The organism is Thiomicrorhabdus heinhorstiae (assembly GCF_013391765.2).
Classification (GTDB): domain Bacteria; phylum Pseudomonadota; class Gammaproteobacteria; order Thiomicrospirales; family Thiomicrospiraceae; genus Thiomicrorhabdus; species Thiomicrorhabdus heinhorstiae.
On sequence record NZ_JACBGI020000018.1, the window covers coordinates 1 to 21,099 of the forward strand.

The window sequence follows — 21,099 nt, forward strand, 5'->3', positions numbered from 1 at the left end:
GATAGTGGTGTGAAGCGGAGAGGAGAGGAGCTATGTGGGGAAATATCTGCGGTTATTGCAAAGAAGATAAAAATAAACCCCGAGAGTCGGGGTTTATTTTTATCCAGAGAAGAAATTCCGGATCGGAATTAATCTTCAATCAAAGTCGTTTTTGTGATCAGGATATCTTCTACCGGAACGTCCTGATGACCACGACGGTTGGTCGTTTCGACTTGAGCCATGGCGTCAACCACGTCCATACCGTCGACAACCTGACCGAAAACTGCATAACCCCAGCCTTGCATGTTTTTGCCGCTATGATCCAGAAAACTGTTGTCTTTCAGATTAATGAAAAACTGGGTCGTTGCTGAGTGTGGATCCATCGTACGCGCGTAGGAAAGGCTGCCGCGGATGTTTTTCAAACCATTATCGGCTTCGTTTTCAATCGGCTCGCCGGAAGGCTTATCTTCCATGCCAGGAAGCATACCGCCGCCTTGAACCATAAAATTCGGGATAATGCGGTGGAACAAGGTGCCGTTGTAAAAGCCTTCCATTACATAGTGAATGAAGTTTTCCGCACCGATCGGTGCTTTTTCGTCGTCCAGTTGAACGGTGATATCACCCATAGTGGTGGAAATAATCACTTTTGACATTTTATTTTCCTTATTGATTTGCGATTTTATTGTACTTGACGCGCTTTAACGATTTCGACGGTTTCAGCCGGAACATCCCCCATGCCGTTACGGTATCCGGTTTTTTCGACGCGAATTTTATTAACGGTTTTCATCCCTTGGATGACACGACCAAATACTGCGTAACCCCAAGCACGAGGCGTTTTTTCACGAAAGTCCAGAAAGCTGTTTTGAGCGACGTTGATAAAAAACTGCGCGCTGGCAGAGTGCGGATCGCTGGTTCTTGCCATGGCAACGGTTCCGATGCGGTTTCTCAAGCCGTTATCGGCTTCGTTCATAATCGGATCGTGGGTCGGTTTCTTCTGAAGATCGGGAGTAAATCCTCCCCCCTGAATCATGAAGTTGGGGATTACGCGGTGGAAAATGGTTCCGTCGTAAAACCCTTCGTTAACATAACGCAGGAAGTTTTCGACCGTTTTTGGGGCTTTGTCAGGATAGAGTTCAATCAGTATATTGCCCTTGTTGGTTTCCAGCAGCACTTGTGGATTTTTGCTTGTTGTTTCCGCCCAGGTTGAGCTCATAAACATCAGGCCGACCAGCCCGGAAAATAAGGATAAAAACAGACGTCTCTTCATGGATTCACTCCAAAATTATTGATTGGTTTCAGTTACAATAAGCGCATTCTATCACCAAGGTGCATCCAGCTAAACCGAGCGGCGCTAAAAAAGCCGTTTGTGATTCTGAGATTGTAAAAAAGCGGCATTTTCGATGCAATCTAGATCCGTGAAGGGTCACTCTTTAGACAGGGTGTCTACAGGCTTGGTGAGATTTCGACTTATGATTTAAGGACGCTTCGATGAGTTTACAGATTTTTAATACCGAAACACGACAAAAACAGACCTTCGTTCCAATTCACGATAACAAGGTCGGCATCTACGTATGCGGCGTTACGGTTTACGATCTGTGTCATATCGGTCATGCCCGAGTCATGGTGGTGTTCGATACGGTTGTACGTCATTTACGTGCGCTAGGCTATGACGTGACTTACGTCCGTAATATCACCGATATCGACGACAAAATTATTAAGCGCGCGCTGGAAAACAACGAATCGATCCAGTCTTTGACTTCGCGGATGATCGATGAAATGCATACCGATGAAGCGGCTATGAATGTGTTGCGTCCGGATATGGAACCGCGTGCCACCGAGCATATGGATGAAATTCGCGGCATGATCCAGAGTTTGATCGACAAAGGTTTTGCCTACCCGGCGGCGAATGGCGACGTCTATTTTAAAGTGAAGGCGTTTAAAGAATACGGGCGTCTATCGGGTAAGAATCTGGATGAGCTGGAAGTCGGTGCACGCGTCGATGTAAACGAAGTTAAACAGGATCCGATGGATTTTGTACTGTGGAAGGCTTCTAAAGAGAATGAGCCGTCATGGGATTCAAGCTGGGGTGGAGGTCGTCCAGGCTGGCATATTGAATGTTCGGCGATGTCGACCAAATGTTTAGGTAACCACTTCGATATTCACGGCGGTGGAATGGATTTGACCTTCCCGCACCATGAGAATGAAATCGCTCAATCAGAATGTGCAACCGGCGAACACTATGTGAATACCTGGATGCACTGCGGTTTCGTGCGTGTTGATGACGAAAAGATGTCCAAGTCACTGAATAATTTCTTTACGATCCGTGAAGTGCTTAAGGTCTACCATCCGGAAGTCATTCGTTATTTCCTGCTTTCCAGTCATTACCGCAGTCCGGTCAATTATTCGCAGGAAAATCTACAATCTGCCAAAGCCAGTGTCGGTCGACTGTACTCGGCTTTGGAAGGTGTTGAAATTGGAGTGCCGGCTGCTGATACCGCCTTTGAAGCCGAATTTATGGGCGTAATGAACGATGACTTTAATACGCCAAGAGCGATTGCGGTTTTATTTGAACTGGCGAAAGAGGTAAACAAGAGCAAGGATTCCGGATTGGCGGGTTTACTGGTCAAGCTGGCTAATCAAATCGGTTTGCTGGAGCAGGATGCCGAGCAATTCTTTAAATCCCAGCCTTCAGACTCCGAATTGGACGATGCGGCGATTGAAGCTTTGATCGAGGAGCGTAAGCAAGCGCGTGCGAATAAAGATTTTGCGCGTTCCGATGAGATTCGCGACTCTCTGAAAGAGCAGGGAATCGAGCTGTTGGATTCGCCACAGGGCACGACTTGGCGCCGTGTTTAGAAGCTGGGAATAGCCCGGAAACCGCGGGCTTTAATTAACCCTAGTTTTTGTAAGTGATTGAAACTTCTAAAAAACTATCAAGCTGATAGAAATAATTAATGAGATATTTATGCGGTTAATGATTGACAAGATTAGGAAACGCTAATATACTTTGACTCATTCATGTTTCTTCATGAGTATCCTCCTCTGATTATTTCTAATGAGATAATATTTTGAACCCCAGTCCATTGACTGGGGTTTTTTTTTGCCTGTGTTTTGTCGTGGTGTTTTATGGGCTTTATCGGTAGGAGCTAGAAAGATAGGACTCTGGTTTTCAGGTTCAGGACCAGAGTCAAAACGTTCAAGGATGTTGAGAATCGGTGGCTCGGGCGATATTGTTTTGCCCGATAGCAGTCATCAGGTTACTTAAACGGTCGTAGCGCTTGTTAAGCAGTGATTTAAAAATTGTTTTGTATTCCATTACGGCCTTAACGTAATTACGCGTTTCGGTAAAGGGAATGGAATCGATCCACTGGTCGGCGCTGAGGGTGCCGTTTTCCGGAATCCAGGAATCGACTCTTTTAGGACCGGCATTATAAGCCGCCGTCGCTAAAATTAAATTGCCGCCGTATTTTTCTTTTAAATAGCTCAAGTAGGCACTGCCCAGTTGAATATTTCGCTCCGGATCTTTAAGTGCGGAGGTGTTCACTTTTCCGGCACCGATCTTACGCCCGATGTAACGGGCGGTACTCGGCATCAGTTGCATTAAACCAACCGCGCCGGCTGAAGATTGCACGCTTTCCGAGAAGGCGCTCTCCCGGCGGATAATGCCGTAAATCCACGCAGGATCCAGACTGTTTTTCTCCGCATTTTGCATTACCGGTTGCTTGTGCGGTGTCGGAAAACGTAATTGAATATCGTCCCATTTTTTGGCAATTGCCAGTGTGCGGATTACCTGAGGGTGCTGCTGCCATTTATGGGCCAGTACTGCGATTGCCTGAAGTTCATCTCGTTTGACTTGAGGTAATAAATAACGCCATTCTGTCTGACTGGTATTAATCCAGTCAATGGCCATCAATTCCTGAATTCGACGTAGTGCAGGGTATTTCTGGATAAGTTTTTCAGGCTTTTCGACTTTGACCGGATTCGGATTGAACTGATAAGCACGATTTAGGCGATCGGCGGCCATAAAGCCGTAATAACTTCGGGAATTGGCCAAGCCGTTATAGATTTGCGTAGCTTGGGTTTTCTGTCCGGTATTTTCCAATGCGCGCGCTTTCCAGTAACGCCATTGTTTATCGTTCTGTTCCTCGGCCGGCATTAGGTCGATGGTATCGAGCAGGTCAAGCCATTCCGAATTTTTAATGTTAATTTGCGCTTGCCAGCGCAGAGAGTCCTCGGTCGGTGCTCCGTTGTGGTTTACCTCTTCCAACAAGGCTTTGGCTTCGGGGGCGTAGCGATAGGCGGTACGCAAAGCAACATATCGGTTTAGCTCGTTGACGTCGCCTTTGGTTAAATAAAATTTCCCGGATAAATCATCAAGCAGGGATTTTGCACCTTGTGTGTCTTTGCGGGCAAGGCGTTTGACCGCCTGTTTAAAAATCACCCGTTTGATGTGGCGATCCATCTTCTGATTTTTCAGTTCTGTGACCGAAGACGGTTTTGAATACACATCAAGCCATTTTTTAAAACTGGCTTGATCCTTATTAGATAAATACTTGCTCAACCTTTTGGCTTCTGTGATCTGGCGCTTGCTCATTGCATCTTCGATTTTTTGCCAGATCATACTACCGCTCAAGCGGTGGTGCTTGAGGAGAAGCGGTTCCAGAGGTGCGCAGCTGCTCGACAGTTTAATCTGCTTGTTCCATAGCGGTTTAGCGAGCTTCAGGGCTTCGGTGGTATGTTTGCTATTGGCGAGTGCCTGTACGTTCAGACACTGCAGATCGGTACTTTTCTGTGGTTTATAGACTTTGAGGTAACGCTGCCACTCTTTTTTCTGAGCGATCAGTTTCAACCAGCGAGTGTTCAACTGGTCAGCCATGTAGGTGCCTTTATAATTACGCAGGAATCTCTCTAATTCCGATGTCGGAGTACTCTTGAGATGCAGACGGTAGTCGTGGTACAGGATATAAGGGTAGAGAGGGTAGTTTTTTAGTTGTCGCTTGTAAGAGGCGATTGCCTGACGGTCGTTAGCGCGAACGGCATCGTAGGCATCTAAAAAAGCTTGTTGCTCGCGGCTTAAGGCTTTTTCGTTTTGTGCGAAAGCCTGCTGCCACGGGAGTAGAGCGCTCAGGAAATACAGAAGAATGAGAGCACGGCTTTTAAACATTGGTTAGGCCCTGATTAGAAAGTGGATTGCGTAGCCTCTGCTAGAGGAACATAAAGCAACTGGCCCGGACTTAAAGGTGTATTGAGAGACAAGTTGTTTTTATGCGCCAGCTCTTGCATTGACACCTTGTAACCTTGAGCGATACTCCATAAATTATCCCCTTTTTTAACTCGATAATGTTGGACAGTCGGCTTTTGTTGCGTTTTTGCGACTTTAAGCTCCATGCCGGGACGCAATTTACGACCGTCACCAAGCTGGGGGTTCAAGGCGAGGAGACTTTTGACATCGGTATCGAAACGTTTTGCCAGATTCCACAAGCTATCACCGGACTTGACTTCGTAGGTTTCGGGAAGGGCGGCATGCACCTTCTTCGGTGTTTCTGCGGTCGCTATAGAATCCAGGTTTTCACCCGGAACTTTTAAAATTTGCCCCAATTTCAAAATCGTATTGGGTTTTAAATTATTCAGGTCGCGCAATTCGGCAATGTTGGTTTTGTATAGGTTGGCAAGGTTCCACAGCGAGTCGCCTTTAACGACGTGATGTTGTTTCACTTTTCGTTTCACGGATGTCTGTTGTGTCTGCTGAGGATTCTCCGCACGAACTCTTAACAGCTGGCCGCTGCGGATGGTCGCATTCAGACGGATGCCGTTCATTTGCGCTAAAGCGTGGCTGCTGGTGTTGTAATGCTGGGCGATCAGCCACAAGGATTCGCCGGGTTTAACTCGGTGAAATTCGTTATCGTCGGCAAAAAAAGTTTCATTACCCGGCAGGGCAAAGTCCCTTGGGATCGGTAGGACCAGGTTCTGTCCGGCTTTTAAGCGGTTACCACCCAGGCGGTTGAATTTTTTAATGACCGATTTATCCAGACGATATTTTTGCGCGATTCCCGAGAGGGTTTCACCGCGCGATACCTTGTGCGTCTGCATCGCGAAGTTAAAAAGTTGCGGGTCTTTTTGCATGGCTTCGATTAACAGATGACTGTTTTCCTTCGGAAGCAGGAAGTGATGACTGTTCTTCGGAGGTGTCAACGGACGCAAGTAGCAAGCATTCAGCAGCGCCAGTAATTCATCCGGGGTGTCGGAAACTTCAGCGATTTTTTTCAGAGGAATCGCTGTTGGATTGTCCAGTTTGACGACATTGAAAAAAGATTTGTTTTCAATTGGTTCCAGTTGAATTCCAAAATTTTCTGCATGTTCAATCAGGTAGGAATAGGCCAAAAGTTTGGGTACATAATCCTGGGTTTCTTTAGGCAGGTAGGATTGAATTTTCCAGAAATCGACTTCGGCATCCGGATCACCGATTTGCTTGCGGTAAGCGGCTTTGGCACGCGCTACGGTTCCCATTCCGGCATTATAGGATGCCAGTGCCAACAGCCAATCGCCTTCCTGAATGTTGTTTAATCTGGTTAAGTAATCAAGGGCTGCCTGAGTGCTGCTGATTAAATCTCTGCGACCGTCGTACCACCAGTCTTGCTTGAGTTCGTAGATATTTGCCGTACTAGGCATGAATTGCCACAAACCGCTGGCGGAGCTCGAAGAGTGGGCGTGACTGCGGAAGCCACTTTCGACCATTGGTAGCAGTGCAATTTCCAATGGCATTTTGCGTTTGTTAACTTCAAAGAAAATATAGTGCAAAAAAGGCTTGGCTCGAGCGGACAGGGTTTCCAGGTGCAGAGTCTGTTTTGCGTAACGATCGATGAATGAATCGAATTTGCCCTGATTTTGATCGGTTAAGCGGAAATTATGGCTAAGTACCTGCCATAAATCATTGTGGTCAAAGTCAATTGTCGCGGTGGCTTGGACGGAATTATTGCGTTCATTAGCGTCCGTTTGTTGATCAACCGGTGAATTCTTCGCCGTTTGCTGGGCCGATGACATTCTCGGTTTTATCGAACTGTTTGGTGTCAAACTGTGGTCGGCCGATCGGCTGGAGAGGCTGTCGGTACTACCGTCGTCCTGAGTTTTTAGTTGACTACACGCGGTAAGGGAAATTCCCAGAGTAATCGCGGTAAGAGGTTTAAGAAAGGTAGTTTGCAAGTTCTTCATCATCTTATTGTTATCCGTTCAACTGCCGTTCCGGTTTGTTTCGCTCATAAATAAATTGGATTTTTAATTTGCCCGGTCGTAACGATCTTTCCAGTTACGCAATGCCTTGAAAAGTTCTGCCGGAGTATCGTCTGCACCTAATTCTCGCAATTGGTCTGCAACCGAAGCAACATCAAAACGCAGGAAAGGGTTGGTTTTTTTCTCTAATCCAAGCGTTGATTGAGGTGTCGATAAGATGCTTGGATAGTTGATTTGAACTTCTTCGACCCGTTGCTGCAAATCCGGATTCTGCTCCTCAACCAGCTGGGCAAATTTCAGGTTGTCGATGGTGTACTCGTGCCCGCAATAGATGTTTAGATCATCCGGCAGGTCGCGTAATTTAAGGAGCGAATCTGCGAATTCTTCGACGGTTCCTCCGAGAATTCTTCCGCAACCGGCTGTAAAAATGGTATCGCCGCAGAACAGATCTCGTTGGTTGTAGAAGCTGATATGGTCTTCAGTATGCCCCGGGGTGTCGAGGACATTCAGATAGTAATCGGGATTCAGCTGAACCCGGTCACCTTCTTTCAAACGTTTTTCGATGATCGCTACTGGCGTTTTTTCCGGGCCGAAAACCGTGGCATCGGGATACGCGTTTTTGATTGCAGCAATGCCGTCAACATGATCGAAATGACGATGAGTCACCAGAATCGCTCGGAGCTGCAACTGGTTCTCTTTAAGAAAATCAAGTACCTGTTGGGATTCGCCGGGATCGACTACCCATGCGTCCTTGCCTTTGGAAAGGACCCAAATATAGTTGTCATAAGTGCCGACAAGGGCAGGGATACCGTGGATTTGCATAGATGTTCTAAAGTGTATTGCTATAATGAGAGCCTATTTTAGCAAATTTAAGCCTGCGGGTTTATGGTTATGAGCAAGCCGATAGAGCACGGTTTTCAGCCGGCATTAAAATCATGGTATCAATCCCAAGCCGGGCATTATTTCTATGAGCAGGAGCGCCAGCTTTTGGATTCGGCTCTGGATAATCTGTTCGGTTACTATCTTGTGCAATTGGGCTGCATCTCCACGGAAAATATCGTGCAGAACAGCCGTGTTAATTGCAAGATTCTGCTTGATGCAGAGTTGGATGATAACCTGAAAAAGCAGCAGGGGTTGCAGTTCGTACAAGCAGATCTGGATTATCTGCCGGTCGGAAAAGAAGTGGCCGATCTGATTTTGTTGCCCCATACACTCGAATTTGCCGCCGACCCGCATTTTTTGTTGCGTCAGGTCGATTCAATGTTGATTCCTGAAGGGCACATTGTTATTACCGGTTTTAATCCGATCGGCTGCGCCGTTATGCGCCATCGTTGGCTGAGCGGGGAGATGTTGTTCCGTCAGGCAAGACTTGATTCCTTGAGAAGATTGAAAGAGTGGCTGAGTGTTTTAGGGTATGATGTCGTCGCTTACGATTACAGTGCAGTGAGCTGTTTTAGCGGTAAAGAGCGTCACCCGGTAACTGTAAAGGGAATCGAATGGTTTGAAAACGGTTTTCGAAAAGTGGGCTTGGAGTTCGGCAATATCTATTGTCTGGTTGCAAAAAAACGTGTCGATGCTCCAAAACTGGTTGGTTTGAAATGGCGCATGCCGCGCTGGCGTTTTCGCTCCGGCACGCAGGTTTCTTTGCGTCGTAAGCAGACTGCAACCGGTTTGAAACGAGTAAGCCGGCTAAAAACTTAAGTATTGGGAGCAATCTTTGGCACAACAAGTGGTTGAAATTTATACGGATGGCGGTTGCCGCGGCAATCCGGGCCCCGGCGGTTGGGGAGCGATTTTAAAATATGGCGAACACCTTAAAGAGCTAAAAGGCGGCGAAGCTCATACGACTAATAATCAAATGGAATTGATGGCGGCGATTCGTGCTTTGGAAGCGTTAACGCGGCCATGCAAAGTTCGGCTGACGACCGATTCTCAGTATGTTAAAAACGGCATTACTTTATGGTTGCCGGGATGGAAAAAGAAAGGCTGGAAAACCGCCGCTAACAAACCGGTGAAAAATCAGGAGTTATGGCAGCGATTGGAAAAGGCATTAGAGACGCACGAAGTGGAATGGCATTGGGTCAAAGGGCATTCAGGTCATACGGAAAACGAACGGGTGGATGAGCTGGCTAATCTGGCAATGGATGAAATTCAGTCGAAGGCGTGATTCCGTTTACCACCGTTCACCAGTCAAGGGTTTGTCCCGATTTCTTTTCTATCTGCTGTAGTTTGGCCCGATGCAGTCCAAGCTCTTCTTCACTGGCATACAGTACTTTTAATTTGTGATTTCCCGCTTTTCTGATAATGGACTCGGTGTTGATTGACTCGTTTGCTGCCGAATTCTCGTGACCAAGCATCAAATCGGTCTGGCCGCCTGTCATGGCAAGATAGACATCTGCCAGGATTTCCGAGTCGAGTAAAGCGCCGTGAAGCGCTCGGTTACTGTTATCGATATACAGACGTTTGCAGAGTGCATCCAGAGAGTTTCTTTGCCCCGGATACATCTTGCGCGCCAGTCTCAACGAGTCGGTAATGGTACAGTGATCTTCGATTTTTCCCCAGGTGTTGTTCGGTAAAAGCGATAACTCATGGTTAATGAAACCGACGTCGAAGGGGGCATTGTGAATGATCAGTTCGGCGCCGTCGACGAAGCTCATAAAGTCGTCGGCAATCTGCGAAAAAATAGGCTTGTCTTTCAGAAAATCGTCGGTTATCCCGTGAACTTCAATTGCCTCTTGCGGCACGCTTCTTTCCGGGAAAATGTATTGATGATAATGACGGTTTGTCAGGCGGCGTTTAACCAGTTCCACCGCCCCGATTTCAATGATTCTATCGCCGGTTAGGGGGTCGAAACCGGTGGTTTCCGTATCCAATAATATCTGACGCATTCTGCTTGCCTTTACGGTAGAATAAGCACACATTTTAAAGCAAATCTCTCAATAAGGGGAGCGAAGGACTAGTATGAGAATTAAAAAGGGTAGCCGCGTTTCGTTTCATTACGAATTGAAGGATGAATCCGGAAAAGTAATCGACTCCACTTTTGACGGTGATCCGGTTGTCTATATTCAGGGCGAAGGTGAAATTATTGAGGGTTTGGAAGAGTTTATGGAAGGCGAAGAGCCTGGTTTTGAAGCAAAGGTGACGATTGAAGCGGAAAAAGCCTACGGACCGGTTAACGATGAATTGATTGTCTATGCGGGACCTGAAAACTTTGATGACAACGTTGAAATCGTGATCGGTTCGGAAGTGGAAACGGAAGACCCGGACGGTAACACGGTTATTTTCAGAATCATCGATATCGATGAGGATAAAGTTTATCTGGACGGTAACCATCCTCTGGCAGGACAAACTCTGGACTATCGTGTAGAAGTGCTGGAAGTCCATTAAGGATAAGATTCCTTAATCACGATAAGGTTTGCGGATTTGCAATAAAAAACCCCGATTGCCTGAACAATCGGGGTTTTTTATATGCGCTTGAAAAGCGTTATGAAATTAAGCGGCGCTGTCGTCGCTGATGTTTCCGCATTTCAGGTTGCCTGGAACCGAGATATCCAAACGTTTAGGGTTTGGTAGATTCAGGTTGTCCATAATGGTTGAGAAGTCTTCAAACGACTTACCTGAACCGGCACGCACATTATATTCTTGCTCTTCACCAATCGTTGATTGAGTGAAGCCTTTGTAATCGTGAGCAGGGAATACCATGGTTTCTGCAGGCAGTTTAAATAGTTTTTCAGTCAGAGAGTTGTACATCTCTTCGTTACTGCCAAGTTGGAAATCGGTACGCCCGCAGTCGCGAACCAGCAAAGTATCACCGGTGAAGGCTGCACCATCGATCAGATAAGTGATATCGTTGTTGGTGTGACCTGGCGTGTGCAATACACTGATTTCTTGATTTCCAAGTGTGAACTTGTCGCCTTCAATAGCCAGTACGTCGGCACAAGCCGAGCCGGAATTCTTATGAACGACAATTTCCGCACCGGTACGTTTTCTTAGAGGGCCGGCACCAGTAATATGGTCGGCATGAATATGGGTTTCCAGAAGGTATTTTACCTTCAGGCCAAGCTCTTCGATATGCTGCATATCGCGATCAACTTGTTCGATAACCGAATCGATGACTGCTGCCTCTTTGGTTTCTTCATCCCATACCAAATAAGTATAGGTCCAAGTATCATAATCGAATAACTGACGAATTTTCATAGACTCTGCCTTGTAAAGAGGTTTGTTATAATAAGCCTTTATTAATATGATTAATTTAATTAATGGCCGTATAAGATTATAGACTCTATTATCGAGTCTTAGAGGGCTTAAGTCAACTATGTCATTGAAATTGCCGCAAAAAAACTCGAGTTCGGATTTGCAATTACTCGATAAATGCTTGATTAAAGATAGGTATAAACTATCAAGTTTTTATAAAAGAAATAAATTACAAAATCTTGAAAGTACTGATAGCAAACGGAAAGAATGGCTGGCGCGATTGGAAAAATCTATCGAGCAGGCCGAGCTTAGACGACAGGCCGTGCCGCAAATTGAATACGATAATTTTTTACCGATAGCGGCCAAAAAAGATCTCTTGGTTGAATTGATTCGTGAAAACCAGGTGGTCGTCATTGCCGGTGAGACCGGATCGGGGAAAACCACGCAGATTCCAAAAATCTGTCTGGAAGCGGGTCGAGGCATTTTCGGGCGGATAGGCTGTACCCAGCCAAGACGCTTGGCTGCGCGCAGTGTCGCGGAACGTTTGGCCGAAGAGTTGCATAGCCGAATTGGTGATAAAGTCGGTTATCAGGTGCGTTTCATGGACCATGTTGCCGAACAGAGCCTGATTAAGGTCATGACAGACGGGATTCTCTTGGCAGAGGTACAAAACGACCGCTATTTAAATCAATACGACACAATCATTATCGACGAGGCGCACGAGCGTAGCGTCAATATTGATTTTCTGCTTGGTATTCTCAAGCAACTTTTACCTAAACGTCCCGATCTGAAGGTGATCATTACTTCGGCAACCATCGATACCCAGCGTTTTGCCGATCATTTTGAAGTCGGGGATAAACGACCGCCGGTAATTGAAGTTTCCGGTCGTACCTATCCGGTTGAAGTGCGTTATCGTCCCTTGAGCAGTTATGAAGACGATGCCGGTAATCTGATCGAACAGGATATGGAAACCGCAATTGTTGATGCGGTTGAGGAATTAAGTCATGAAGACCCGTTCGGCGATGTGTTGGTATTTCAGGTCGGCGAGCGTGATATCAAAGAAACCTCCGAAGCGCTCAAAAAGCGTAATCTTAAAAATACCGAGATTGTTCCGTTATATGCACGCTTGTCATTGAGCGATCAGCAGAAGGTTTTTCAGACCTCGCAAAAGCGGCGGATTATTCTGAGTACCAACGTTGCGGAAACCTCTTTGACTGTGCCGGGAATCAAGTATGTGATCGACCCCGGACTGGTTCGCATCAGTCGTTACAGTGTGCGTTCCAAGGTGCAGAGGCTGCCGGTAGAGAAGATTTCTCAAGCGTCAGCCAACCAGAGAAAAGGTCGTTGTGGTCGTGTCAGCGAGGGCATCTGTATCCGTCTGTACGATGAAGACGATTTTAATGCGCGCCCACAATTTACCGATCCGGAAATTCACCGCACTTCTCTGGCTTCAGTTATTTTGAGTATGACGGAGTTGTCTCTTGGAGAGGTAGCGCATTTTCCGTTTATTGAAGCCCCGACCGATAAGGCGATCAACGACGGTTTCAGACAGTTGCATGAGCTTGGCGCTTTGGACGAAAACCGTCGTTTGACTCCGGAAGGGAAACGTCTGGCGAAATTACCGATCGATCCGAGTGTCGCAAAGATGGTTATCGAGGCGGAAAAGAATGCTGTGCTTGCCGAGGTGATTATTATTGCCGCTGCTTTGAGCATTCAGGATCCGCGAGATTTAAACGAAGCCAATATGCAAGCGGCACGCAAAGTCCATAAGGCGTTTGAAGATGAGCGTTCGGATTTTCTGTTTTTCTTGAACCTATGGCGTTTTTATGAAAATCAGCGCCGCCATCTCTCGCAGAACAAATTGCGCAAACTTTGTAAAACCAACTTTCTCTCCTTCTTAAGAATGAAAGAGTGGCATGAACTGACGGTTCAGCTGGAACAGAGTTTGAAACGCATCGGCATGCAGGTTGGCGAGCTGCATTTATATGAAGAGGTTAAACAGGGTAATCAGGTTGTTGAACGCCTCAGTGACTTACACAGTATTGCCGTACACCGTTCTCTGCTATCCGGTCTGCTCGGAAACATCAGTCTGCGCGATGAAGACAACTCCTTTTTAGGTGCGCGGAATACCAAGCTGTTTATTCACCCGAGTTCGGTGCTGTTCAAGCGTAAGCCGAAATGGATGTTGAGTGCCGAACTGGTCGAAACCAGTAAACTGTATGCACGAAATAATGCCGAAATTGATGTTACCTGGCTGGAGTCTCTGGCAGGGCATTTGATTAAAAAACGCTATAGCGATCCGCACTGGCAAAAGCGTGCCGGTCAGGTCGGCGCCTATGAATCGATTACCTTATACGGTTTGCCGATTGTAAATCGTCGGGCTTGTAACTACGGTCCGGTGGACCCGAAAGAGTCGCATAAAATCTTTTTGCGCCATGCTCTGGTGCAGGGGGAGATGGATTCCAAAGCCGAATTTTTGCAGCACAATCGTTTGCTGGTCGAAGAGATTAAATCATTGGAAAGCAAATTCCGCCGTCCGGATTTTCTGGTTGACGATGAGGTAATCTACCGCTTTTACGAATCGAAAATTCCGTCGCAAATTTACAGCAAGCCCGCATTTGAACGATGGTGGAAAAAAACCGCCAAGAATAATCCGCAAGAGTTGGAAAAACTGTTTTTAAGTCGCAAAGACCTCTTGAGGCAAGAGGTGGAGGGTGAGTGGCTTAAGGATTATCCCGATCAGATCGAATTGCGCAATCAACTGAAATTGAATGTGGATTACTGTTTTGAACCTGGCAAAAAACGTGACGGTTTGATCTTTCATATTCCCTTGGCGCATCTTAACCTGGTCAATGCGCAGGACTTTGAATGGCTCTCTCCGGGATTGCTTAAGGAGAAAGTGGCTTACTATATTAAGAGTTTGCCGAAAACACTGCGTAAGCAGTTTGTTCCGGTACCGCACTATTGCGACTTGGCTTTAAGTGAAATGGCGGTTGGGAAAAAATCTGCTTCCGGGCAGTCGATGCCGTTTTTGCATCAGCTGGTGTGGGCTCTGAACCGGCGGGCTACGCAAAAAGTCGGCGAGCAGGATTTTGACGGTGTGCAACTGCCGGATTATCTGTTGCCGTCCTTTGTGCTTGAAGATGACTATGGCAAGATTTTGGCGCAGAGCGATGATCTGGAACGCTTGAAAACCGATTATCTGCATTTGATCGAACGTAAAATTCAGAAGCATAGCGGCGTCAAAGAACATGCTCAAACGACGCTGGAGCATTGGGATTTCGGTGATCTGGACGAGAGGAAAACGCTTAAAGATCGTGGTGCGGAAATGGTGGTCTATCCGTATCTGAAATACGATGGAACCTTCAGTATGCAAATGAGTGGCGATGAGGATCTGGCCCACCGTGAACATGCGCGGGCGGTGCTGAGTTTAATCAAAAAAGAACTGCATGATAAATGTCAGTATCTGCTTAAAAAATTACCTTTGAAACGAGCATGTCTCTGTTATGCGCCTTACGGTACTTGCCAGGATTTGACCGGGCAGGTTGTGGATCGAGCGCTTGACGAATTAGTAATGAATCCGGAAGCAGTTCGCAAACAGCAGGATTTTGAACAGCTGCTGGAAAAGGTTCGATTGCATTGGATTGAACAGGCTCAGGAAGTTGCCGCGCAGGTTGACGATATTCTTAGCCGTCACCAGTCGATTGCCAAACGAGTGAAGGGAAAAGTCAATCCTCGCTGGCTGGCGTCGATTGCAGATATTCGCAGTCAGCTGGATGATTTAATCGCCGCCGATTTTGTTCGCGATACGCCGCAAAAATGGTTTAAACAGATTCCGCGTTATTTGCAGGCGCTTGAGCTGCGCTTAGAGAAAATCGATCTGGATCCGTCTAAAGACCAAAAAACCATTCGCGAGTTGCAACCTTTATTGGATCAATATGCCAAGCGAGCCGCGGATCCGATCAGCCGTCAGCACCCTGATTTTATCGAATTGCGCTGGCTGCTTGAGGAGTTAAGAATTTCGCTGTTTTCCCAGCCGCTGAAAACTTTGCAACCGGTTTCGATTGCGCGTTTACAGAAAAAATTACATGAAATGTAAAAAGTCTGCCACATACTTTGAATATAGTCTGAAATTTACAGCGTAAAAGCTTGTCTCGACTTTTCGACGATTGATAAGATGGGGGCAGTATTACCAACTTCCGTCCTTTTATAAATATGAGTACGGAAATTAGAAAGATCTAGGATAGGAAAGGTTTTCTTTTCAGGAGGGCATTATGAAAAACCAAGCAACGAACCAAACTAAATTTCATGCGGTCGCCAAACCGCTGGCATTGACGATGTTATTTTCGGCAATGTTTGCGTTGAGCGCCTGTTCAAATGACGAAGCGCCGCAATCAACGGCTGAAACGGAAAAACCGGCCGCGCAGAATGCGATGGATGTGAAACAGCCGGAGCCAAAACCGGCACCGCAACCGACTCTACAGCAACAAACTGAAGACACGGCTGCCAAAGCGGCTGAAACGATCAGTACTGCTAAAGAAGAAGTGAAGCAAGAAGTCGAAAAGCAAGTTGCCGAAGCTGCACCGGCCGGGGCAACCGTTTATGCAACTTGTGTCGGTTGTCACGGTGCTAAGGGTGAAGGCGGAATGGGCCCGAATCTGAGCAGTCAGACTCCGGCAGATATTGTCGCCAAGCTGAAAAAGTATAAGGCCGGTGAGCAGATGGGACCTATGACTGGAGTGATGGCACCAATGGCAGCCGGTTTATCCGAAGAGGATATGCAAGCAGTTGCTGAATATGTGGTGACGTTGAAATAAGTCGCAAACGACTTCTGTTCCATTTAAATCGAAACCGGTAGTTCCAAAGAAGCTACCGGTTTTTTTATGCTTGTGTGTTTGCCGGAACAGCTCAGATGACATCTTTAACGCGGTTTTTGGCTTCAATCCACTGGCTCATATATTGAGTGCTTTTATGTTGGTGATGATTTAATAGAGAGCCGATAAAATGCCGTCTACGATATTCATCAAGCCGGCTTCGGTAGTCATTCAGTTTATCGATCCAGTTTTCGAAAGCAGTGTGCGGTTGACTGAAGTGTCGGTCGAATAGCTTGAATCCGCGTTGCTGCGCAGATTCCCATTGCTGTTGATTTCGGTATAGCTCGGCTGCCGCTTCAATAAAACTCGCATAATTCTCAACAACGGCACCACCCCAATCAGTGGATAACTGCATAGCTTCACTGCCGATCGGTGTTGTCACGCTGGGGGTGCCGCAGAGCATTGCTTCAGCCAGTTTGCCTTTTATTCCAGCGCCGAATCGTAACGGTGCCAAAAGTACTCGGGAAGCTTCCAGTGACTCAAAAGCATTTTGTGCCCAGCCTTTGACCAGAAAACCGTCTTTCTCCGAGTGTAGTGCGGTTGCTTTGGGTGGTGGATAGGCGCCGTAAATATGCAGTTCGGCGTTGGGAGTCAGTCGCCGGAGTTGCGGCCAGATATGTTGTTTAAGTTGTAGAACGGCATCCCAATTGGGCTGATGGCGAAAGTTACCGATGCTGATAAAGTGGTGGCGTTCGGCAAAGCCGCGGCAGTTGTGATTTCTGGGGGCATAGACCAGTGGCATGTAATAGAGCTGGGAGGCGGGTACTTGAAAATATTCCTGTAACAGCTGCATTTCAAAAGTTGATACCATCAGGCTTAAATCACTGCGAAAAATGGCGGCGATTTCCCTCTTGGTCAATTCATCTCCGCCCATCAAAACCTGAATTTCCAGCGGGTTATGGTTCTTGGGATGGGACAGTTTATATTCGGTTTTGTCGGCATTTTTTACCAGCTGGTGGCGAGCGTGTCTCAGGCTGTGCAGGTCTTCCGTATTCAGAATGCGTACAGCATCTGGACAATTTTTTTCCACCCGCCATCCGAACTGCTCTTCGATCATGAAACGGTCGAAAAGGACCGCATCCGGTTTTAGGTTCTTTAAAAAAGCATCGAAGCTGCTGTCGTTCAGCTCGATGCGTGCAGTATGAATACCTAATTCTTGCAAATCCACCGCATGTGGGCTATCGACTGCCGCGGTGGCGAAGGTCACTACAATATCGGCGTTTAAGAATTGTTGAATCAGCTGCATCATTCGGCTGCCGGCCGCTGACGAATTCGGTTCGGGCCACACATGGCCGATAATCAGAATTTTGTGAATGGTGGATGGGTTCATATTTCGGGTGATCGATACTGACGGTAATGGGAAATGGAAAAGGCGTGTTTATTTTACCGATTTGTTTTAAGTAATGGCTGTGAACTATGGCTTAAGCGTGAAAATCGTCCGTCTCAGGTTTAGCTTTTCAACACTCTGTGGTAAAACTCTGCGTACAAACTTGTGCGAAACAGGAGGCATAAAATGTTGAATCGAAAACTGATCATTACAGCTTTGGTATTGTTGTCGGTCACTTCCACGGCGCAGGCTGGTTGGTGGGATTCTACCAAAGAGGGGGCGTCGGAAGCGTGGGAAGCAACCAAGGATGCTTCTTCCAAAGCTTGGCAATCCACTAAAGAAACCGTTTCTGAGTGGCGCGACGAAGCCGCCGACTCCAATGCTGCCAAAGAAGTAAAAAAACTGGGTGAAAAAGAGACTTATGTCAAAGCCTGGGACGAGGCGAAGAAAGCTTCCGATAATGTTTTGGAAAAGGAGTAAAGCGATGCGTAAATCAATGCTGCTGTTAGCGGCGGGACTTTTACCCTTAACGTTTGGTTTAAGTGGTTGTGAAAAGGTTGCTAACAGTGCCAAGAATCTGCAATCCGATTGGGTCGGTTTGAATCGAACTGTTGAATTGTATAGTTGCATGACTGGTAAGTTGATCAAGGTTTACGAAGGCGACGTGCGTTTGAATCCGGAAGATGTTCACGGTACGTCTCTCTTAATCGACGGCAAAAAAGTGCACACCAATTTGTGTTTTGTCATCGCCGAGAAAGGGATTAAGGAAGAGCCGATTCCGGCTTCTAATCAGTGAAAATCTAGTTGAAAAACAGTTTTTACAGTGAATTTCTGATATGATTCAGCAATCTTGTAAACTGTCTTTATTTAGCCTGACGTGAATTTAAAAATGTTAAAACCAGCTAGTCGTCGAGTAAAACACTTCGGCCTTTCTTTATTGACTTGTTCAGTTCTTTTCTCCGTCTCTGGGTGCTCGAGCATCAGTAGTGGCGTAGAATCTATCGGTAAAGGTGTTTATAACCTCGCCGAAACGTGGGAGAAGAATACCGTCGATGTCTCTTCAAAGCCGTTGACCGAAGATGAATTTCTTCTGGCAACCGATGTACGAGGCCCGGTAACCGGTTTTGACAGCTGGCCTATGAGAATCAAGGCGCGCGAGGTCTGTCCTGACGGTTATATTTATTTGTCTCGTCAGGCGCAAAAGCAAAGCGAATTTGCCAATTCTCTGACGCAGTGTTCCGATGGGGATTGCAGTTATAAGCTTGAATGGCGTATTCGTTGTGAAGATGTGCCGGAAGAGCCATTCTCGTTGTTCGGTAAGACTTGATGCTCTGATCCGGATAGTCCAGTGTGCCGGCTTCTCCGGTACAGTCTTTAAGATCGCGCCTTCCGGGCGCGTTTTTGTGTAACTTCCAAATGGATTTTTTATGAGTATTCAATCCCCTTTGCCGATTGTGCAGGAGCATAGCGATCTAAGCATCAGTTTCGAATTAAGCTTTCCGGACGGAACTTTGATTGAAAAGAGCGATGCCGACGAACCTTTTAGGTTTCAAATCGGTGATGGAACCTTTGTGCCGAATCTGGAGAGTCTGCTAATCGGTTTGGAACTGGGAACCAGCGCCAAGTTTACTCTATCGCCGGATCGGGCCTTCGGACAGCATGATCCGCAGAACCTGCACACTATGGCGCGCAGCGATTTTCCCGAAGATATGCCGTTGGAAGAGGGACATGTTATCGGCTTCAATACACCGACCGGAGATGAAATTCCGGCCAGAGTTCATCAGCTTGATGGCGAAGAAGTGGTGATGGACTTTAATCATCCTCTGGCCGGCCAAACGGTGATCTTCAGGGTGAAGATCGAAGCGATTCACGATTCGCTGCAATAGGCGCTAAAAATATCAATCGGTGAGGGAAATCAGTCGTTTTTATGCTGTTCCGCTTCCAGATGTTCGCGGCTGCAGTAATAATGCTCGCCGTCAAACTGCGCTTCACTTTCAGGAATGCGCAATCCGCAATGGTGGCAGGCGACGATTTTTTCTTCCGCTGGCGACTGAGGTTCTTCGTCTTGCAAACTCTTGTTACGGATTTCGATAACCCGGTTCAGAGTAAAGCGAACCAAAATAAATAAAACGATAACGAGGGCAAGCAGTAGCAGGGTTCTCAATGAGGGATCCTTTGAATGTATCTAGTTTCGGCATCGAGCCGTGATTTGAGGTGCATTCATTGTCCAAAAAACATACAATAAATGCAATTTTTTGAGTCATATACACGTGTTTCGCAAAAGTTGAATGCTAGCGACTAAAAGCACTTCCGGAGACATTTCTTTCAATGAATTTACACGAATATCAAGCCAAATCTCTTTTTGCCGATTACGGCATCGCTATCCCGAAAGGGCAATTGATTACCGAGTTATCCGAGTTGGATGCCGCCATGCAACAGGTCGGCGGTGACGCGTGGGTTGTTAAGGCGCAGATCCATGCCGGCGCTCGCGGTAAGGCGGGCGGCGTAAAGCTGGTCAAAAGCGGTGAAGAAGCGATGCAGGTTTCGCAAAGTTTGCTTGGCAGCGAGTTGGCGACAATTCAGACTGCAGGTAAGGCTTTGCCGATTCACTCCCTGTTGATCGAAGAAACTTTGCAAATCGAAGAAGAGTTGTATTTGAGTTTGTTGGTTGATCGCGTGAATCGCTGCCACACCTTTGTGATTTCTGCTGCAGGCGGAATGGATATTGAAGATGTTGCGGAAACGTCTCCGGAAAAAATTTTTAGTGTGTCGGTTGATCCGACAGTCGGTGTGATGCCATACCAATGTCGCGAGGTTGCATTTGCTCTGGGATTGAAAGGAGAGGCTTTCAAGCAGTTGGGTCAGATGATGCAGGCATTCTACAAGCTGGCTCTGGATAAAGATGTCTCCCAATTGGAGATTAACCCGCTGATTCGCACTGCGGAAAACCAGTTGGTTGCTTTGGATGCCAAGGTGAACATCGATTCGAATGCCTTGTATCGTCAGCCGGGCTTGGTAGCGATGCGCGACTTCACTCAGGAAGACGAACGCGAAGCCAAGGCTTCGGAGCATCAATTGAACTATATTGCTTTGGATGGTGATATCGGCTGCATGGTAAACGGTGCCGGTCTGGCGATGGCAACCATGGACTTGATCAAACTAAACGGCGGCAGTCCGGCTAACTTTCTGGATGTCGGCGGCGGCGCCACACCGGAGCGTGTGGCGGAAGCTTTTAAACTGATTCTCTCTTCAAAAGAAGTTAAATCGATTCTGGTGAATATTTTCGGTGGAATCGTGCGTTGCGATCTGATTGCCGACGGTATTATTCAGGCGGTGCAGGAAGTTGGTTTAAACATTCCGGTAGTAGTCCGTCTGGAAGGAACCAATGTCGAACTGGGACGCGAAAAATTAGCTCAGAGCGGTTTGAGCATTATTTCCGCGGATGGTTTGGCCGATGCGGCTAAAAAAGTGGTTGAAGTGGCAAAAGCTTAAGAGATT

The 21,099-nt window shown here is 46.9% G+C and carries 20 protein-coding genes; 11 read left to right on the forward strand and 9 right to left on the reverse strand.

What is annotated here, in order from left to right; genetic code table 11:
- Positions 1–128: 128 nt before the first annotated feature.
- Together H8792_RS08790 and H8792_RS08795 are read right to left on the reverse strand one after the other, a co-directional pair.
- Positions 129–632, reverse strand: coding sequence for a peptidylprolyl isomerase (locus H8792_RS08790; RefSeq protein ID WP_185978581.1), 504 nt, complete (start codon positions 630–632; stop codon positions 129–131).
- 26 nt (positions 633–658) lie between these two features.
- On the reverse strand, positions 659–1,246 hold the full coding sequence (locus H8792_RS08795) for a peptidylprolyl isomerase (RefSeq protein ID WP_185978582.1): 588 nt from the start codon (positions 1,244–1,246) through the stop codon (positions 659–661).
- 221 nt (positions 1,247–1,467) lie between these two features.
- Between H8792_RS08795 and cysS the strand changes: the two genes are divergently transcribed.
- The gene (gene cysS, locus H8792_RS08800) at positions 1,468–2,835 is read left to right on the forward strand and encodes a cysteine--tRNA ligase (protein ID WP_185978583.1); all 1,368 of its coding nucleotides are present in this window, start codon (positions 1,468–1,470) and stop codon (positions 2,833–2,835) included.
- Positions 2,836–3,175: 340 nt separating this feature from the next.
- Here cysS and H8792_RS08805 read toward each other — a convergent pair whose 3' ends face one another.
- From H8792_RS08805 to gloB, 3 genes are read right to left on the reverse strand one after another with little or no spacing between them, the layout of a single operon-like run.
- Positions 3,176–5,143: a transglycosylase SLT domain-containing protein gene (locus H8792_RS08805; protein ID WP_185978584.1), complete on the reverse strand. Its 1,968-nt coding sequence runs from the start codon at positions 5,141–5,143 to the stop codon at positions 3,176–3,178.
- A 14-nt stretch (positions 5,144–5,157) separates the two neighbouring features.
- Positions 5,158–7,191, reverse strand: a complete 2,034-nt coding sequence (locus H8792_RS08810) for a LysM peptidoglycan-binding domain-containing protein (protein WP_185978585.1) — start codon at positions 7,189–7,191, stop codon at positions 5,158–5,160.
- A 60-nt stretch (positions 7,192–7,251) separates the two neighbouring features.
- Positions 7,252–8,028: a hydroxyacylglutathione hydrolase gene (gene gloB / locus H8792_RS08815; RefSeq protein ID WP_185978586.1), complete on the reverse strand. Its 777-nt coding sequence runs from the start codon at positions 8,026–8,028 to the stop codon at positions 7,252–7,254.
- A 69-nt stretch (positions 8,029–8,097) separates the two neighbouring features.
- Between gloB and H8792_RS08820 the strand changes: the two genes are divergently transcribed.
- The gene (locus H8792_RS08820) at positions 8,098–8,907 is read left to right on the forward strand and encodes a class I SAM-dependent methyltransferase (RefSeq protein ID WP_185978587.1); all 810 of its coding nucleotides are present in this window, start codon (positions 8,098–8,100) and stop codon (positions 8,905–8,907) included.
- Positions 8,908–8,923: 16 nt separating this feature from the next.
- Entirely contained in the window at positions 8,924–9,373 is a 450-nt protein-coding gene (gene rnhA, locus H8792_RS08825) for a ribonuclease HI (RefSeq protein WP_185978588.1), read from the forward strand.
- Between the two features lie 16 nt (positions 9,374–9,389).
- Here rnhA and dnaQ read toward each other — a convergent pair whose 3' ends face one another.
- Positions 9,390–10,094: a DNA polymerase III subunit epsilon gene (gene dnaQ, locus H8792_RS08830; protein ID WP_185978589.1), complete on the reverse strand. Its 705-nt coding sequence runs from the start codon at positions 10,092–10,094 to the stop codon at positions 9,390–9,392.
- 73 nt (positions 10,095–10,167) lie between these two features.
- Here dnaQ and H8792_RS08835 point away from each other — a divergent pair, with 73 nt between their 5' ends.
- Positions 10,168–10,593 carry an FKBP-type peptidyl-prolyl cis-trans isomerase gene (locus H8792_RS08835; RefSeq protein WP_185978590.1) on the forward strand — a complete coding sequence of 142 codons (426 nt, stop codon included), beginning with the start codon at positions 10,168–10,170 and terminating at the stop codon, positions 10,591–10,593.
- Positions 10,594–10,698: 105 nt separating this feature from the next.
- On the opposite strand, the gene H8792_RS08840 is transcribed toward H8792_RS08835, so the two are convergent.
- Positions 10,699–11,403 carry an MBL fold metallo-hydrolase gene (locus tag H8792_RS08840; RefSeq protein WP_185978591.1) on the reverse strand — a complete coding sequence of 235 codons (705 nt, stop codon included), beginning with the start codon at positions 11,401–11,403 and terminating at the stop codon, positions 10,699–10,701.
- 118 nt (positions 11,404–11,521) lie between these two features.
- Between H8792_RS08840 and hrpA the strand changes: the two genes are divergently transcribed.
- The gene (gene hrpA / locus H8792_RS08845) at positions 11,522–15,499 is read left to right on the forward strand and encodes an ATP-dependent RNA helicase HrpA (RefSeq protein WP_185978592.1); all 3,978 of its coding nucleotides are present in this window, start codon (positions 11,522–11,524) and stop codon (positions 15,497–15,499) included.
- A 175-nt stretch (positions 15,500–15,674) separates the two neighbouring features.
- The gene (locus H8792_RS08850) at positions 15,675–16,217 is read left to right on the forward strand and encodes a c-type cytochrome (protein WP_228767044.1); all 543 of its coding nucleotides are present in this window, start codon (positions 15,675–15,677) and stop codon (positions 16,215–16,217) included.
- A 91-nt stretch (positions 16,218–16,308) separates the two neighbouring features.
- On the opposite strand, the gene H8792_RS08855 is transcribed toward H8792_RS08850, so the two are convergent.
- Positions 16,309–17,604, reverse strand: coding sequence for a glycosyltransferase (locus H8792_RS08855; protein WP_185978593.1), 1,296 nt, complete (start codon positions 17,602–17,604; stop codon positions 16,309–16,311).
- Between the two features lie 183 nt (positions 17,605–17,787).
- On the opposite strand from H8792_RS08855, the gene H8792_RS08860 reads away from it, so the two are divergent.
- The 4 genes from H8792_RS08860 to H8792_RS08875 all read left to right on the forward strand — a co-directional run bounded on the left by H8792_RS08860 (position 17,788) and on the right by H8792_RS08875 (position 19,487).
- Positions 17,788–18,081 carry a hypothetical protein gene (locus tag H8792_RS08860; RefSeq protein WP_185978594.1) on the forward strand — a complete coding sequence of 98 codons (294 nt, stop codon included), beginning with the start codon at positions 17,788–17,790 and terminating at the stop codon, positions 18,079–18,081.
- A gap of 4 nt (positions 18,082–18,085) precedes the next feature.
- Positions 18,086–18,397, forward strand: coding sequence for a DUF5052 family protein (locus tag H8792_RS08865; RefSeq protein ID WP_228767045.1), 312 nt, complete (start codon positions 18,086–18,088; stop codon positions 18,395–18,397).
- A gap of 93 nt (positions 18,398–18,490) precedes the next feature.
- Positions 18,491–18,928: a hypothetical protein gene (locus H8792_RS08870; protein ID WP_185978595.1), complete on the forward strand. Its 438-nt coding sequence runs from the start codon at positions 18,491–18,493 to the stop codon at positions 18,926–18,928.
- Positions 18,929–19,028: 100 nt separating this feature from the next.
- On the forward strand, positions 19,029–19,487 hold the full coding sequence (locus tag H8792_RS08875; protein WP_185978596.1) for an FKBP-type peptidyl-prolyl cis-trans isomerase: 459 nt from the start codon (positions 19,029–19,031) through the stop codon (positions 19,485–19,487).
- 29 nt (positions 19,488–19,516) lie between these two features.
- Here H8792_RS08875 and H8792_RS08880 read toward each other — a convergent pair whose 3' ends face one another.
- On the reverse strand, positions 19,517–19,765 hold the full coding sequence (locus H8792_RS08880) for a PP0621 family protein (protein ID WP_185978597.1): 249 nt from the start codon (positions 19,763–19,765) through the stop codon (positions 19,517–19,519).
- 164 nt (positions 19,766–19,929) lie between these two features.
- Here H8792_RS08880 and sucC point away from each other — a divergent pair, with 164 nt between their 5' ends.
- The gene (gene sucC / locus H8792_RS08885; RefSeq protein ID WP_185978598.1) at positions 19,930–21,093 is read left to right on the forward strand and encodes an ADP-forming succinate--CoA ligase subunit beta; all 1,164 of its coding nucleotides are present in this window, start codon (positions 19,930–19,932) and stop codon (positions 21,091–21,093) included.
- Positions 21,094–21,099: the final 6 nt, after the last annotated feature.

Coding starts and splice junctions, on each gene's coding strand:
- H8792_RS08790 (WP_185978581.1), bottom strand. CDS start 632: ATGTCAAAAGTGATTATTTCCACCACTATGGGTGATATCACCGTTCAA.
- H8792_RS08795 (WP_185978582.1), bottom strand. CDS start 1,246: ATGAAGAGACGTCTGTTTTTATCCTTATTTTCCGGGCTGGTCGGCCTG.
- cysS (WP_185978583.1), top strand. CDS start 1,468: ATGAGTTTACAGATTTTTAATACCGAAACACGACAAAAACAGACCTTC.
- H8792_RS08805 (WP_185978584.1), bottom strand. CDS start 5,143: ATGTTTAAAAGCCGTGCTCTCATTCTTCTGTATTTCCTGAGCGCTCTA.
- H8792_RS08810 (WP_185978585.1), bottom strand. CDS start 7,191: ATGATGAAGAACTTGCAAACTACCTTTCTTAAACCTCTTACCGCGATT.
- gloB (WP_185978586.1), bottom strand. CDS start 8,028: ATGCAAATCCACGGTATCCCTGCCCTTGTCGGCACTTATGACAACTAT.
- H8792_RS08820 (WP_185978587.1), top strand. CDS start 8,098: ATGAGCAAGCCGATAGAGCACGGTTTTCAGCCGGCATTAAAATCATGG.
- dnaQ (WP_185978589.1), bottom strand. CDS start 10,094: ATGCGTCAGATATTATTGGATACGGAAACCACCGGTTTCGACCCCCTA.
- H8792_RS08835 (WP_185978590.1), top strand. CDS start 10,168: ATGAGAATTAAAAAGGGTAGCCGCGTTTCGTTTCATTACGAATTGAAG.
- H8792_RS08840 (WP_185978591.1), bottom strand. CDS start 11,403: ATGAAAATTCGTCAGTTATTCGATTATGATACTTGGACCTATACTTAT.
- hrpA (WP_185978592.1), top strand. CDS start 11,522: ATGTCATTGAAATTGCCGCAAAAAAACTCGAGTTCGGATTTGCAATTA.
- H8792_RS08850 (WP_228767044.1), top strand. CDS start 15,675: ATGAAAAACCAAGCAACGAACCAAACTAAATTTCATGCGGTCGCCAAA.
- H8792_RS08855 (WP_185978593.1), bottom strand. CDS start 17,604: ATGAACCCATCCACCATTCACAAAATTCTGATTATCGGCCATGTGTGG.
- H8792_RS08860 (WP_185978594.1), top strand. CDS start 17,788: ATGTTGAATCGAAAACTGATCATTACAGCTTTGGTATTGTTGTCGGTC.
- H8792_RS08865 (WP_228767045.1), top strand. CDS start 18,086: ATGCGTAAATCAATGCTGCTGTTAGCGGCGGGACTTTTACCCTTAACG.
- H8792_RS08870 (WP_185978595.1), top strand. CDS start 18,491: ATGTTAAAACCAGCTAGTCGTCGAGTAAAACACTTCGGCCTTTCTTTA.
- H8792_RS08875 (WP_185978596.1), top strand. CDS start 19,029: ATGAGTATTCAATCCCCTTTGCCGATTGTGCAGGAGCATAGCGATCTA.
- sucC (WP_185978598.1), top strand. CDS start 19,930: ATGAATTTACACGAATATCAAGCCAAATCTCTTTTTGCCGATTACGGC.